This window comes from Ferrovibrio sp. GW821-FHT12B10 (assembly GCF_058807515.1).
Map to the genome: position 1 here is coordinate 104,400 of NZ_JBXAQT010000003.1, position 14,016 is coordinate 118,415.

The 14,016-nt window shown below is 63.8% G+C and carries 16 protein-coding genes; 5 read left to right on the plus strand and 11 right to left on the minus strand.

The window, feature by feature from the left end; genetic code table 11:
* Positions 1-119 precede the first annotated feature (119 nt).
* The 4 genes from AC1RRT_RS20255 to AC1RRT_RS20270 all read right to left on the minus strand — a co-directional run bounded on the left by AC1RRT_RS20255 (position 120) and on the right by AC1RRT_RS20270 (position 3,987).
* The gene (locus AC1RRT_RS20255; protein ID WP_493015792.1) at positions 120-1,139 is read right to left on the minus strand and encodes an amino acid ABC transporter substrate-binding protein; all 1,020 of its coding nucleotides are present in this window, start codon (positions 1,137-1,139) and stop codon (positions 120-122) included.
* 67 nt (positions 1,140-1,206) lie between these two features.
* Positions 1,207-1,668, minus strand: a complete 462-nt coding sequence (locus AC1RRT_RS20260; RefSeq protein WP_493015793.1) for a YqaA family protein — start codon at positions 1,666-1,668, stop codon at positions 1,207-1,209.
* A 3-nt stretch (positions 1,669-1,671) separates the two neighbouring features.
* Positions 1,672-3,072, minus strand: a complete 1,401-nt coding sequence (locus AC1RRT_RS20265; protein WP_493015794.1) for a M20 family metallopeptidase — start codon at positions 3,070-3,072, stop codon at positions 1,672-1,674.
* Positions 3,073-3,105: 33 nt separating this feature from the next.
* The gene (locus tag AC1RRT_RS20270) at positions 3,106-3,987 is read right to left on the minus strand and encodes a LysR substrate-binding domain-containing protein (RefSeq protein ID WP_493015795.1); all 882 of its coding nucleotides are present in this window, start codon (positions 3,985-3,987) and stop codon (positions 3,106-3,108) included.
* Between the two features lie 109 nt (positions 3,988-4,096).
* Here AC1RRT_RS20270 and AC1RRT_RS20275 point away from each other — a divergent pair, with 109 nt between their 5' ends.
* The 5 genes from AC1RRT_RS20275 to AC1RRT_RS20295 all read left to right on the plus strand — a co-directional run bounded on the left by AC1RRT_RS20275 (position 4,097) and on the right by AC1RRT_RS20295 (position 8,362).
* Entirely contained in the window at positions 4,097-5,104 is a 1,008-nt protein-coding gene (locus AC1RRT_RS20275; protein ID WP_493015796.1) for a zinc-binding alcohol dehydrogenase family protein, read from the plus strand.
* A 98-nt stretch (positions 5,105-5,202) separates the two neighbouring features.
* Positions 5,203-6,387 (plus strand): cystathionine beta-lyase, encoded by a 1,185-nt coding sequence (gene metC, locus AC1RRT_RS20280; RefSeq protein ID WP_493015797.1) that lies wholly within the window; start codon positions 5,203-5,205, stop codon positions 6,385-6,387.
* Positions 6,388-6,393: 6 nt separating this feature from the next.
* Complete coding sequence (locus AC1RRT_RS20285) at positions 6,394-7,251, plus strand: GNAT family N-acetyltransferase (RefSeq protein ID WP_493015798.1); 858 nt, start codon at positions 6,394-6,396, stop codon at positions 7,249-7,251.
* Between the two features lie 12 nt (positions 7,252-7,263).
* Positions 7,264-8,019, plus strand: coding sequence for an enoyl-CoA hydratase (locus AC1RRT_RS20290; protein ID WP_493015799.1), 756 nt, complete (start codon positions 7,264-7,266; stop codon positions 8,017-8,019).
* Between the two features lie 85 nt (positions 8,020-8,104).
* Entirely contained in the window at positions 8,105-8,362 is a 258-nt protein-coding gene (locus AC1RRT_RS20295) for a hypothetical protein (protein ID WP_493015800.1), read from the plus strand.
* A gap of 62 nt (positions 8,363-8,424) precedes the next feature.
* On the opposite strand, the gene AC1RRT_RS20300 is transcribed toward AC1RRT_RS20295, so the two are convergent.
* From AC1RRT_RS20300 to AC1RRT_RS20330, 7 genes are all read right to left on the minus strand, one after another.
* On the minus strand, positions 8,425-8,895 hold the full coding sequence (locus tag AC1RRT_RS20300; RefSeq protein WP_493015801.1) for an aminoacyl-tRNA deacylase: 471 nt from the start codon (positions 8,893-8,895) through the stop codon (positions 8,425-8,427).
* A gap of 137 nt (positions 8,896-9,032) precedes the next feature.
* Entirely contained in the window at positions 9,033-9,530 is a 498-nt protein-coding gene (locus AC1RRT_RS20305) for a Fur family transcriptional regulator (RefSeq protein ID WP_493015802.1), read from the minus strand.
* Between the two features lie 41 nt (positions 9,531-9,571).
* A complete protein-coding gene (locus tag AC1RRT_RS20310) occupies positions 9,572-10,414 on the minus strand; it encodes an alpha/beta fold hydrolase (protein WP_493015803.1) in 843 nt (280 codons plus the stop codon).
* The gene (locus tag AC1RRT_RS20315) at positions 10,411-11,478 is read right to left on the minus strand and encodes a branched-chain amino acid ABC transporter permease (RefSeq protein WP_493015804.1); all 1,068 of its coding nucleotides are present in this window, start codon (positions 11,476-11,478) and stop codon (positions 10,411-10,413) included. Before AC1RRT_RS20315 ends, AC1RRT_RS20310 begins: the two co-directional genes overlap by 4 nt.
* A gap of 14 nt (positions 11,479-11,492) precedes the next feature.
* Positions 11,493-12,512, minus strand: coding sequence for a branched-chain amino acid ABC transporter permease (locus AC1RRT_RS20320; RefSeq protein WP_493015805.1), 1,020 nt, complete (start codon positions 12,510-12,512; stop codon positions 11,493-11,495).
* On the minus strand, positions 12,509-13,231 hold the full coding sequence (locus tag AC1RRT_RS20325; protein WP_493015806.1) for an ABC transporter ATP-binding protein: 723 nt from the start codon (positions 13,229-13,231) through the stop codon (positions 12,509-12,511). The genes AC1RRT_RS20320 and AC1RRT_RS20325 overlap by 4 nt, the downstream gene beginning before the upstream one ends.
* Complete coding sequence (locus AC1RRT_RS20330; RefSeq protein WP_493015807.1) at positions 13,228-13,998, minus strand: ABC transporter ATP-binding protein; 771 nt, start codon at positions 13,996-13,998, stop codon at positions 13,228-13,230. The genes AC1RRT_RS20325 and AC1RRT_RS20330 overlap by 4 nt, the downstream gene beginning before the upstream one ends.
* Between the last annotated feature and the right edge of the window lie 18 nt (positions 13,999-14,016).

Consider the following 14,016-nt stretch of genomic DNA (forward strand, 5'->3'; position numbering starts at 1 on the left):
ACATAACCACAGTTATCCACAGGGCGGCTCGCCGTACCGTCTGTAGAAGATCACATATTATGCAGGGGACGGACGGAATCCCGGGCGCACTGCCCGCGACTCCGCCCGCCCCTGAACCCTTAGCGGATCGGCCAGGCGTACAGCAGGCCACCCTTGGTCCACTGTTCATTCACGCCACGGTCGAGCTTCAGCGCGCTGCCCTTGCCGACATTGCGCTCGAAGCTTTCACCATAGTTACCAACCTGCTTGATGATGTTGTAGGCCCACTTCTCGTCAACGCCGAGCGCCTTGCCGCCGCCGGCGGTGACGCCGAGGATGCGCTTGATGTTCGGGTTGTCGCTCTTCAGCATCTCATCGACATTCGCCGACGTGATGCCATATTCCTCGGCCTCGATCATCGCATTGAGAGTCCAGCGGACCATGACCAGCCAGGTGTCGTCGCCCTGACGGACCAGCGGGCCGAGCGGCTCCTTGGAGATGACTTCCGGCAGGATGATATGGTCATCCGGGTTCGGCAGCTGGGTCGCACGGGTGGAGGCAAGGCCCGAGATATCCGTGGTGTAGGAGTCGCAGCGGCCGGCCGAATAGGCGGCAACCACTTCGTCCAGCTTCTCGATCACAACCGGCTTGAAGGTGATGCGGTTGGCGCGGAAGTAATCGGCCAGGTTCAGTTCGGTGGTGGTGCCCGGCTGCACGCAGACGGTGGCGCCATTCAGTTCCTTGGCGCTCTTGACGCCCAGCTTCTTCGTCACGATGAAGCCCTGGCCGTCGTAGTAGTTCACGCCGGCGCCGATCAGGCCCAGCGAGGCATCGCGCGACAGGGTCTGCGTGGTGTTGCGCGAGAGCAGGTCGACTTCGCCCGACTGCAGGGCGGTGAAGCGCTGCTGCGCGGTCAGCGGAGTGAACTTCACCTTGGTGGCATCGCCAAACATCGCGGCGGCAACCGCCTTGCAGAGGTCGACGTCGATGCCTTTCATTTCGCCCTTGGCGTCCGGCGCGCCGAAGCCGCCGACGCTGCCGTTCATGCCGCATTGCACGAAGCCCTTGGCCTTGACGGCGTCAAAAGTGGCACCCGCCTGCGCTCCCTGCGCGACGAACGCCAGAACGGCCGCAGCCGTGATCGATTTCAGAAGTGTCATTGAAGTTAGCCTTTTCCCTGTTTTACGACGAGGGCACTGCGGTTTACTCAGCGCCAAGTCCCGATCATCATGACGCCAAAAAAACCGGCAAGGCAACATCCGTTATCCACAGAACCATGGCGTAACGGGCTGCCTTTCCAACAGTGACTGCTATCAAAAATCGGGCCAGAGGGTATCGCAGGGCTCCAGCGGCGAAGGTGAGTGGATCGCCGACCACTGGAATCCATGAGAAAAGCAGGGTTATACCACCCCAGCGCTGGAACCGGGCCTGGGCCTTTTGCAACTGCACAGGGCTGATCGGAAACCAGCGTTTGTGCTTAAAGCGCAGGCACCACACACCCAGTGACCAATTGATCAGGGCACCCAGCACATTCCCGCTTGTCGCAACGACAAACAAAACTAAGGGTGGTGCGACGGCGGCGGCATGCGCCGCCGCCAAGGCTGCCTCCGAAGACAGCGGCACCAGCGTGGCAGCCAGCAGCGACCAGGCGAACAGGCCGCCAAGGCTGAGCGCGGACTCCAGAATCACGCGTTACGACGGCAGAACGGCGGCATCCGCCTCGCCCAGATCCCACAACAGGCCGGCCATCATCTGCAGCCCTTCCCGCATCACGGGCAGCAGGATGTGCTCGTTGGGCGCATGCTGCGAGCAGGCTGCATAGGAGTGCGGCATCCACACGGTGGGCAGGCCCAGCGTCTCGGCGAAGACTTCGTTGGGCAGCGAGCCGCCCAGGTTGGGCAGCAGCGCCGGGCGCTTGCCCATGGTCTTCTCCACCGAAGCCAGCGCGAAATTCACATAGGGATGGTCGGGATCGAGGCGCGTCGCCTGGAATATCTCGGCGCGCGCCTGCGCCACCTGCACCTGCGGAAAACCGTGCCGGTCCAGATGACGGCGCAGCGCCGGCAGGAACTGCGAGGAATCCGGCCCGACGACAAAGCGAATCTGGCAATGCGCGGATGCCGTGCCCGGAATGGCGTTGACGGGGAATTCCGGGTTGCCGGTCTTGAAGGCCAGCACGTCGAAGCTGCACCAGCCATAGACGCGCTCGGCCGGCGTCAGGCCCGGCTCGCCCCACCAGGTGTCGATCTGCGGGCCATCATTGCCGCCGCTGACTTCGCAATCGGCCAGCGCGCGTTTCACATTGGCCGGCAATTCGCTCGGCACCCATTCAGGAATGCGGATCTGGCCGGTCGGGCTGGCGATACTCGCAATGGCATGCGCCAGGATAATACCGGGATCCGCGAGCAGACCGCCCCAGTTGCCCGAATGATGCGCGCCCTTGCGCAGGTCAATGGTGAGGTCGAAGTTCAGCGCGCCGCGCGCCCCGCAATAGAGCGTCGGCCGTTCCGGCGACAGGCGCGGACCATCGGACGCCAGAAACAGATTGGCCTTCCAGGCGTCTTTCTGGGATTTGCAAAATGCATCGAGGCCGGGCGAACCGACTTCCTCGCCGGTCTCGATCAGCAGGACGACATTGAAGCCGAGCTTGCCACCACGCGCCTTCAGCACCGCCGCCATGGCCGCGATGTTGACCGTGTGCTGGCCCTTGTTATCCGCCGTGCCGCGGCCATACAGCCGCTCGCCTTCCTGTTTGAGCACCCAGGGATTGAGGCCGTCACGCCATTGCGCTTCCTGGCCGCGGATCACATCGCCATGGCCGTAGGAGAACAGCGTCTTGGTCGCGCCCGCCTCGCGGCGGATCGCCACCAGGAATGGCCCGCCCTTCGGCGAGGGATTGGGATGTACGCTGCATTCAAAGCCGAGCGCCTCGAGACTGGCGCGCATCTCCTTCTCAACATAGTCGCCGAGCGCGCTGGCGCGATCCGGGTTCTGGCTTTCGGTCGGGATGGCGACGCGACGGGCGAGATCGGCGGCGAAGCCGCCCTCGTCCAGATAGGCAGTGGCGGCCTTGATAGCTGCAGCGCGGGTCATGGGGCACTCTCATCGGAAAAACGATGAGACAGGTTAGGCCGCCTGACGGGTCCCCGCCAAGGCCCGCAGGCTATCTTCGATGAAGCCGACCAGAGCGGCCTTGAGTTCGCGCTGGCTGCCGCCCTCGCCAAACACCGCATGCTCGACGCTGCCCAGCGCCGGGAAACCGTCTTCCGGTTGCAGGCGGCGCAACTCGGGCGTGAGACTGCCCTCGCCCATCACGGCGATCCCCAGGCCGGCGCGCGCGGCTGCGAGAACGCCCATGCCGCTTTCGCTGGTATAGACCACACGCCAGGCATGACCGGCGGCTTTGAGCGCTTCCAGCCCACGGCTGCGGAAAATGCAGGGCGGCGGCAGCGCGCAGAACGGCAATGGTGCGGAAAGGTCCAGCGGAAACTGCGGCGCGCAGACCCATTGCAGGTTCTCGCGCCACATGACGCGGCCACGCGTCTCGCCCTCGTCGCGCTTGGCGATCACCATATCGAGCTGACCGCTGTCCAGCGCATCTATCACGCTGCTGCTCATGCCGACCTTCACGTCGATATGGATGCGCGGATAGACGCGGGCGAAGCGGCTCAGCACCTCGGGCAGGTGGTTCGGCACGAAATACTCGACCACGCCGAGGCGGATTTCACCGGCTGCATTGGGTTCGGCGAAGTGGCGCACGGTCTCGTCGTTGAGTTCCAGCAGGCGGCGGGCGTAATCCAGCAGCACCTCGCCGTCGCGCGTGAGGCTGAGCGAGCGGCTCGTGCGTTCAAACACCCGGCGGCCCAGTGACTCCTCCAGCTTCTTGATCTTGATCGACATGGCGGCCTGGCTGCGGCCCAGCAGGTCCCCGGCCGCCGTGAAGCCGCCGGCTTCGGCAATCGCCACGAAGGATCGCAGGGCATCGAGATCGAGATCGGGATAGCGCATGGATCAATAATTAAAACGAATGATAAAAATAGCAACTATCAATTTCTCATATGAATAAGACTGCGCCATAGTTCATCCTGTCCGCCTTTACCCTCTTCCGGAGTCCATCATGAAAGCCGTCGCCTACAAGGCCTCTCACCCCGCCGACCACGCCGAAGCCCTGCTCGATATCTCCCTCGACAAGCCCCAGCCGGCTGGCCGCGACCTGCTGGTGAAAGTGCTGGCGGTATCGGTGAACCCGGTCGACACCAAGGTGCGGCGGAACATGGCGCCGGCCGAAGGCGCCGCCCGCGTGCTGGGCTTCGATGCCGCCGGCGTGGTGGAAGCCGTCGGTCCCGAGGCAAAGCTGTTCAAGCCGGGCGATGCCGTCTTCTATGCCGGCGACCTGACCCGCAGCGGCACCAATGCGGAATTCCATCTCGTCGACGAACGCATCGTCGGGCCCAAACCGACCTCGCTCGACTTCCCCGCCGCCGCCGCCCTGCCGCTGACCGCCATCACCGCCTGGGAGATGCTGTTCGACCGCTTCGGCATCCGCAAAGGCGAAGGCAAAAGCCTGCTCATTCTGGGCGGCGCTGGTGGCGTCGGTTCGATCGCTGTGCAGCTGGCCCGCCAGCTCACAGGCCTGACCGTGCTGGCCACCGCCTCGCGACCGGAAACCCAGAACTGGGTGAAGGAACTCGGCGCGCATCACGTGATCGACCATGGCAAACCGATGCCAGAGCAGGTGAAGGCCGCGGGCTTCGGCAGCGGCATCGACTACATCTTCTCGACCACCGAGACGATGCAGCATGTCGCCGCCTTCGCCGAGATGATCGCGCCGCAGGGTAAATTCGGCCTGATCGACGATCCCAAGGGACTGGATATCTCGGTGTTCAAACGCAAGAGCGTCAGCGTGCACTGGGAGTTCATGTTCACGCGTTCGATGTTCCAGACACCCGACATCGTGGCGCAGCATGAGCTGCTGGCCGAGGTCTCCCGCCTGGTCGATGCCGGCACGCTGCGCACCACGCTGGCCGAGGTCCTGGGCCCGATCAATGCAGCCACCCTGCGCAAGGCTCACGGCATGGTGGAAAGCGGTCGCACCCGCGGCAAACTGGTGCTCGCCGGTTTTTAAATCGAGACATCAGGATTTCTCAGTCCATATCCGGGCCGGTGCGGCTTTCCAGCCGCGCCGGCCTTTGCGATAGTCGGGGTCCAGACTGGAGTTCCGACATGAAAGACGAAACCAAGCTTTCCGCGCTCGGCCGCGATCCCGACGGCCATCATGGCGCGGTCAATATCCCCGTCTATCGCGCCTCCACCATCCTGCAGCCGAACCTCAAGGCGCTGGCCGATGTCTATGCCGCGCGCGCGCGTGACGAGCAGGTTACCTCCTATGGTCGCATCGGCACGCCGCTGACCTACGCCTTCGAAAATACGGTGGCCGAACTGGAAGGCGGCTATCGCGCCATGGGGTATCCCTCGGGTGCCGCCGCCTGCTCCGGCGCAATCCTGAGCGTGGTTAAAAGCGGCGACCACATCCTGGTCTCGGACAACATCTACGGCCCAACTCGGCATTTCTGCGACACCGTGCTCAAGCGCATGGGCGTCGAAACCGAATACTATCGGCCGATGCAGGATACCGCGGGGCTGAAGGCGCTGCTCCGCGCCAACACCACACTGGTCTTCCTGGAATCTCCGGGCTCGCTAACCTTCGAGATGCAGGACGTGCCGGCGATCTGCGACATCGCGCACAAGCACGGTGCCAAGGTGGCAATCGACAATACCTGGGGCACGCCGCTGTACTTCAAGAGCTTCAGCCACGGCGTCGACCTGTCGGTACATGCGGCGACCAAATACATCGTCGGCCATTCCGATGCGATGCTCGGCATCGTCGTCGCCACCAAGGAAAGCTGGCCCGACCTGCGCGAGACCGCGCGCGCCATTGGCGCCAATGCCGGACCCGATGAGGTTTTCCTCGGCCTGCGTGGCCTGCGCACCATGGCGGTGCGGCTGGCGCGTCATATGGAAAGCGGCATCGCGGTGGCCGACTGGCTGCGCAGCCGGACGGAAGTGACCTGCGTGCTGCATCCCGCCCTGCCCCAGGATCCGGGTCATCAGATTTGGAAGCGCGACTTCCTCGGCGCCTGCGGCCTGTTCTCGATCGAACTGCAGAAGAAATACTCCGATGAAGCGGTCGCCGCCTTCGTCGACCACCTCGAACTCTTCGGCATCGGCTATTCCTGGGGTGGCTTCGAGAGCCTGGTCACCGTGGCCAAGCCGCATGGCATCCGCTCGGCCGAACCCTGGCGCGACCATGGCCCGCTGTTGCGCCTGCATATCGGGCTGGAAGATGTGGGCGACCTGATGGACGACATGAAGGCCGGTTTTGACCGCCTGAACAAGACACAAGGATAATCCATCATGTCGAACATCCGCCTGCTGGTTCCGCATGACCAGCCCCAACTTGAAACATTCCTGCGCGCGCATACTGCATCGACCATGATCCTGCAGGCCAACCTGAATCGCAGTGGCATTGTTGACGGTACGGAGCCCTATCAGGGTCGTTACGCCGCCGCATTCGAAGGCGACCGCATCGTCGGCGTGGCTGCCCGTTACTGGAACGGCATGCTGATCGTCTACGCGCCGCGTCATGCCGCCCAGCTTGCCACAATGGCGACAGACGGCCGGCGGCTTGCCGGCATTCTCGGCCCCTGGCAGCAGGCCCTGGACGCCCAGGAAGCGCTGGGCCTGGACGCGGCCCATCACAGACTCCGTTCGCGTGAAGTGCTGATGACGCTGACGCTGGCCAACCTCAAGATACCGGCCCCGCTGCTGCAGGGGCAAAATCTGCTCTGCCGGCTTGCCACAACGGATGATCTGGACATGGTCCAGCAATGGCGAACTGCCTATACGCAGGAAAGCCTGGGCGCTACGCCGTCAAAAGCGCTGGCCGAGGCCAGTGCGGCAGAAGCCGCACGCTGGATTGCGGAAAAGAGCCAGTTCATTCTGTTCGACAATGGCCGCCCGGTTTCAGGCTGCAGCTTCAATGCCCGGCTGTCCGATACCGTGCAGATCGGCAATGTCTGGACTCCGCCGGAATGCCGCAGCCGCGGCTATGCGCGCGCGGTTGTCGCCGGCGCACTGGATCAGGCGCGCCGCGATGGCATCCACAATGCCGTATTGTTCACGGCAGCCGACAATGCCGCGGCGCTGACGGCTTACCTAGCGTTAGGCTTCACCGAGATCGGGGACTATGCCATCCTGCTGTTCGCCGACTAGGGAGCGAACACAATGACGGACATCCTGACCGCACAGGCCGATGGCATCCTGACCATCACCTTCAACCGGCCCGACAAGAAGAATGCGCTCACCGCCGCCATGTACGCCATCATGGCGGATGCGCTGGAAAAGGCCGAGACCGACAGCGCCGTGCGGGTCGTGCTTTTCGCCGGCAATGGCGGCGCTTTCACGGCCGGCAACGACCTGCAGGACTTCCTGAACAATCCTCCACAGGGTGACGGCAGCCCGGTCTTCCGCTTCCTGCGCGCGATCAGCACGCTGTCCAAGCCGATGGTTGCCGCCGTCTCCGGCGTCGCGGTCGGCGTCGGCTCGACCATGCTGCTGCATTGCGACTTGGTCTATGTGGGCGAAAGCGCCAAGCTGTCCTTCCCCTTTGTCAACCTGGCGCTGGTGCCCGAGGCTGCCTCGTCACTGCTGCTGCCGGCCATGGTCGGCTATCACCGCGCCGCCGAGCTGGTGATGCTGGGCGAACCCTTCACGGCCGCAACGGCGAAAGACTACGGCATCGCCAATGCGATCTTCCCCGACGACACGTTGCTGGCCGAGGCGACCAAGGTGGCGCAGAAGCTGGCGGCCAAGCCGCCGACCGCGATGAAGCTGACCAAGGAGCTGCTGCGCAAAAGCCGCGGCGACATCGCCGGCCAGATGGCGGCCGAGGGCGTGCATTTCCGCGCCCAGCTGCAATCGGCCGAGGCGCGCGAGGCGATGACCGCCTTCTTCGAGAAAAGGCCGCCGAAATTCGGCTGATTCAAGCGAAGCCCAACCGTAATTAAAAACGGAACATCATCGCTGCGCATGGGTTTTCCCTTCATAACCAGAAAGGGAGATTCTCATGCCCAACAAGACACCTCAGCCTTCGCCGCAGCAGACCCGCATGCCGCCGAAATCCGGCCAGAGCGATGTGGGCCGCGATACCGATAACGACGGCCGTGTCGTGCAGCCAGGCCATGTCGCCGGAGAGGTCGATGGCAGCCGCCAGCACAAGAGCGACAGCTTCATCGGCAAGGACACCGACGGCGATGGCCGCGTCGTGAAACCGGGCCGCAAGCCCGGCGAGATCGACGGCGACCGCCAGAAGCAGAAGCACTAATCCTGTTTACAGGGAGACGGAGGGAGGGCCCGCAGACAACTGCGGGCCTTTCTGATTCTGGATCAGTGCTCGACGCTGATTCGCGCGTGCCGTGCTTCCGGCATCAGCCGCCGGAAATCCTTGGAGCGCACATGCACCAGCGTGCAGTGATCGCCGCCTTCGAAATAGAGATCATCCACGGCATCCAGGCTGCGATCGATCACCACCTCCACGCCATAGGCGCTGCCCAGCGGCGGCAGGGCGCCCTTGGCGCAATCCTTGAACAGGGTGCCGATATCGCGTTCGCTGGCCAGGCCTACCGGCCGTTTCACGGCGCGCGAAAGCTTGTGCAATGCCACGTCGCAGGAGGCCGGCACGGCCGCCAGCATGAAACCGTCATCGTCTTCCACCAGCACGGCTTTCACGACACAGGATTCCGGAACCCCGGCCGCATGCGCGGCTTCCTGCATGGTGGCCGCGCGGCGATGAAAGACAATGTCATAGGGAATGTCGTGACGGTCGAGAAACTGCCGCAGACTGGTCGCAAGTGCCATGGCACCCTCCTCTGCAAGGGTGACGGCATGCCGGTTTCAATCTGTTTCCCCCGGCATGACCGCCGATTGCGATCAGGCTACGCCGGATTCAGGGCACGGCAAAATGACAATTGAGGGACGCAGTCTGTGTACGCCGCTTACAAAGCGCGGCAGTCGCGACAAACGCCAACCACTTCAATGGTCTGGCGTTCGACCTGGAAACCGAGCGCGCGGGCATCCTGCTGGATGCGGCTGCCCAGTTCGGGATCGTTGATCTCGATCGCCGTGCCGCATTTGCGGCAGATGAAGATTTCCTGCTGAACGGCATGGCCCGGCTCGGTGCAGCCGATGAAGGCATTCAGGCTTTCGACACGGTGCACCAGGCCCTGCTCGACGAGGAAGTCGAGTGCGCGATAGACGGTGGGCGGCGCTGCCTTCTGGCCGTCGCTGCCAAGCTGCGCCAGCAGATCATAGGCGCCGGCCGGCTTGTGACTTTGCCAGATCAGTTCCAGCACGCGCCGACGCACCGGCGTCAGCTTGGCGCCCCGGGCGGCGCAATGGGCCTCCGCCTTGGCCAGCGCATCGGAAATGCAACTGGCATGGTCATGGCCATGCGCGTGGGCATGGGTATGAAGCTGGTGGGGCGCGCTGGACATGGCTTCAGTATAGGGCGGGCCGCCGGCCCGGCCAACTGCCGCTATTCCGCCAGAAAAGCCGCGATCAGGCCGATCTGCTCCGGAGTGTCCAGCGCCGGGGCATGGCCGATGCCAGGAATATCGATTCGACGCGCCTTGGGGCCGCGGCGGGTCATGTCATCGGCCGTATCGGCGCTGAGCAGGTCAGAGACCGCGCCGCGCAGCAGCAGCGTGCGGGCCGTGATCAGCTCATAGATCGGCCAGGCATCGCCCGGCGCCGCCGCGACCTGACGGCCGAAAACCGCCGCGATGCGCGGGTCAAAGTTGGGCGTCAGGCGACCATCAGGCAGACGGCGCGACGAGGTCTCGGCCAGCTTGCGCCAGCCGGCATCGCTGGTAATGCCGAAAGGCGCATAGATGTCGCGGAAATACTGTTCCAGCTCCGGCAAAGTGTCGAAGGCCGGCGGCGAACCCGCATAGGCGAGGATTCGCTGGATGGCGGCCGGCGCTATCACAGGTCCGATATCGTTGATCACCAGGTGGCTGATCCGGTCTTTCAGCACTGTCGCAGCGGCCAGCATGCCGATCAGGCCGCCCATCGAAGTGCCGACCCAGCGCACGCTGGAAACCTGCAGCTGGTCGAGCAGCTCGGCCGCCTGCCGCACATAGAAGGGCACGCTGTATTCGGCATCCGGCTGCGGACTCCAGGCGCTCAGCCCTCGCCCGATGGTATCGACCGCGATCAGGCGATACCGATCACCGAGTGCCATGGCCAGATCGTCGAAGTCATGCGCGTTGCGGGCGAAGCCATGCCAGAGAATGACCGGCGGCGCATCCTTGGCGCCCCAGTCGAGGACATGAACACTGCGGCCGGCGAGTGTGAAGTAGCGGGATTCAGGGATCATCGACGCAACTGCCGTAGTTTGCCGACGATGCCGGCAGGGAAGAAGTAGACGCTGAGCACGAACAGGATGCCAAGCCAGAGCAGCCAGCGGTCGGCATGAAACAGGCTGGGCAGCAGTGGCACGCCAGCGGCTTCCAGGGCCGTACTGAACTGCCCCATCAGCACCTGCAGGTAATTCTGCGCCAAGATGAAAATGGTCGCGCCCAGCACCGCGCCATAAAGCGTGCCCATGCCGCCGATCACCACCATCAGAAGAATATCGATCATGATGGCGAAGCTGAGCGTGGTGTCTGGCCCGGTATAGCGCAGCCACAGCGCCATCAGTACGCCGGCCAGCGTAGCCATGCCAGCCGAAACGCAGTTGGCAATAGAGCGATAGACCACGACGCGATAGCCCAGCGCCTCGGCGCGAAAATCATTCTCGCGGATCGCCTGCAGCACGCGGCCAAACGGTGAGTTCATCATCCGCAGTGCCAGCAGGAAGAGGGCCAGCGCCGAGAAGAAGATCAGATAATAGGTCAGGATACGGCCGTTGATGTTGACGCCCAGCACCGGATCGTCGAACAGCCGGAAAGCCGGCCGCAGCAGTTCCGGAATCCGGTAGCTGCGGCCGTCCTCTCCCCCCGTAATCTCGTTGAGCTGCGAGGCCAGGATCGCAAAGGCGGATGCGACGGCCAGCGTGATCATGGCAAAGAAGATTGCGCGGACACGAAGGCTGAACAGCCCGATCAGCAGCGCCAGCAGCATGGCCAGCACCAGCGCCACCACGATACCGATGCCGAGCGCGCCCCAGCCGGCATCGAAGTTGTACATGGCGATCGCCACGCCATAACCTCCGATGCCGTAGAACATGGTATGGGCAAACGACACGATGCCGGTATAGCCGAGCAGCAGGTCGTAGCTCGCCACCAGGATGATGAAGACACAGATCTTGGCCGCGACATTGAGCGGCTGGCTGCCTGGGAACAGGAACGGTGCGAAGGCCAGGCTGATCAGGATCAGCACCAGCACGGCGGCCAGCGGCCGCGAGCGCGGATAGTCGCCGGAGAGAAGACTATGCAGCATTGGTCTCTCCTCTCTCAGCGCTTTGCCACGGGATAAAGCCCCTGCGGCCGCCACAGCAGGATCAGCACCATGAGAAGGATGCTGCTGCCCAGCGCCAGCTTGGGCGCCAGGAATCCGGTGTAATTGGCGACCAGCGCCACCAGCAGTGCGCCGGTGAAGCAGCCGCCGACCGAACCCAGGCCACCGATGATGATGACGATGAAGATCAGCACGTTCACTTCCATACCCATGCCTGCGGTCAGCGTCTGGCGGTAGAAGGCCCAGAGCACGCCACCCAGGCCGGCCAGCGCCGAGCCGGCGATGAACACGCCGACAAACAGCCGGCGGATCTTGTAGCCCAGCGCTTCCACCATCTCGGCATTCTCGACGCCGGCGCGGATCAGCAAGCCGATTTTCGTGCGGTTCAGGATCAGGTACATGATGCCGAAGACGGTCAGGCCCAGCACCACGGCGATGACTCGGTATTTCTCCATGGCCGCATCGCCGATCACGATGGCGCCGCGCAACGCGGTCGGCAGGCGTAGCGGGATCGGGCTGGCGCCCCAGAGCACATGGATCATCTGCTCAGCCACGATCATACCGCCCATGGTGATCAGGATCTGCTTCAGATGCTGGCCGTAGACCGGCCGGATCACCACGCGCTCAAACGCCCAGCCCAGACCGCCAGTCACCACCATGGCCACGATAATGCAGGCCAGCAGAACACCAAGATTGAGCAGCAGGCTGTCGGCCTCAACCCAGGCGGCCAGCGGCCCCAGTGCCACCAGGCTCATATAGGCGCCGAAGGAAATGAACACGCCATGGCCGAAATTCAGTACGTCCATCAGGCCGAAAACCAAGGTCAGCCCCGAGGCCATCAGGAAGATCATCATGCCCATCGCCAGGGCTGCCACCGTGAGCGTCACCCAGGTCGACACACTGCCGACGAAGGGCAGCGCCACCAGCATCAGTGCCGGCACCAGCAGCACCGGCAGGATATCCACCTTCACCCTGGGCAGGCTGCCGGTTTCGGCGGTGACAACAACAGTGCTCATTGATGCGCATCCATGCTGAGGCCCAGCAGGCGCTGCTGCAGGGTCTTGTCTTCCGCCAGTTCGGCCATTGCGCCGCTATGCACGATGCGGCCGTCATCCATTACGGCGACATGATCGCCCAGCAATTTGGCGGCGAGGAAATTCTGCTCGACCAGCAGGATGGTCGCGCCGGTCGATTTCAGCTCTTTGAAGGCCTGGATCATGTTCATGATGATCGCTGGCGCCAGCCCCTTGGTCGGCTCATCGATCAGCAGCAGGGCGCGCGGTTCCACGATGGCGCGGGCAATCGCCAACATCTGCTTCTGCCCGCCCGACAGCGACCCCGCTGCCAGCAGCCAGAATTTCTCCAGCGCCGGGAACAGCCCGAATATCCATTTCAGCCGCGCCGCATCGATATCGCCGCTGCGCGCGGCCAAGATCATGTTCTCGCGCACCGTGAGGTCGGCAAAGATACCCATATTCTCGGGAACGTAGGCGATGCCGCCCTGCGCGATCTCGGGCGTCGGCTTCGTCGTGATGTCCTCACCGTCGAAGACGACCTTGCCCTTGCTGGCCTGCCACAACCCCATGATGGTACGCAGGGTCGTCGTCTTGCCCGCGCCATTGCGGCCGAGCAGCATGGTGAGCTGGCCGCGCGGGACGGTCAGATCGACACCGTGCAGGATATGATACTGCGCGATATGGGTATGAACGCCGTCCAGGCGCAGCAGGTCGCTCATGCCGCCTGCTCCGGAGAAATGCCGAGATAGGCCTCCTGCACCACCGGCGAGGCAATCACGGCCGCCGGCTCGCCATCGGCAACCAGTTGGCCGTTATGCAGCACGATGATGCGGTCAGCCAGGCTACGCACCACATCCATCTTGTGTTCGACCAGCAGAACGGTCTTGTCGCCGCGCGCCTTGATGCCCTGGATCAGCTCCAGGATCACCGGCACTTCGTCGACCGACATGCCGGCGGTCGGCTCGTCGAACATGAAAATGTCGGGCTCCAGCGCCAGCAGCAGCGCGACTTCCAGCTTGCGCTGGTCGCCATGCGGCAAGGCGCCGGCCGTGGCGTCGCCCTTGTCATGCAGGCGTACGGAAGCCAGCAGCGCATCGGCCTTGTCGATCAGATCACGGCGATGGCTCCAGAGCTGCAAGAGTTGCAGCCCGGCACCGGCACGGCTTTGCACGGCAAGGCGCACATTTTCGCGCACGGTCAGGTTCGGAAACAGGTTGGTGAGCTGAAACGCGCGCCCCATGCCCTTCTTGGTGCGGGCGGACGCGCTCAGGCCCGTGACATCCTCGCCATTGAGCAGCACCTGCCCGGCGGTGGATTTCAGCTGGCCCGAAATCAGATTGAAATAGGTGGTCTTGCCGGCGCCATTGGGGCCGACGATGGCCGTCAGCGTACCGGGCCGGAAGGCGCAGCTCACCGCGTTCACGGCGACATGGCCGCCAAAACGGATGGTCAGGTCGCGGGTCTCGAGCGTGGGCGTGACGGACATGATCTCAGCAGACTAAGA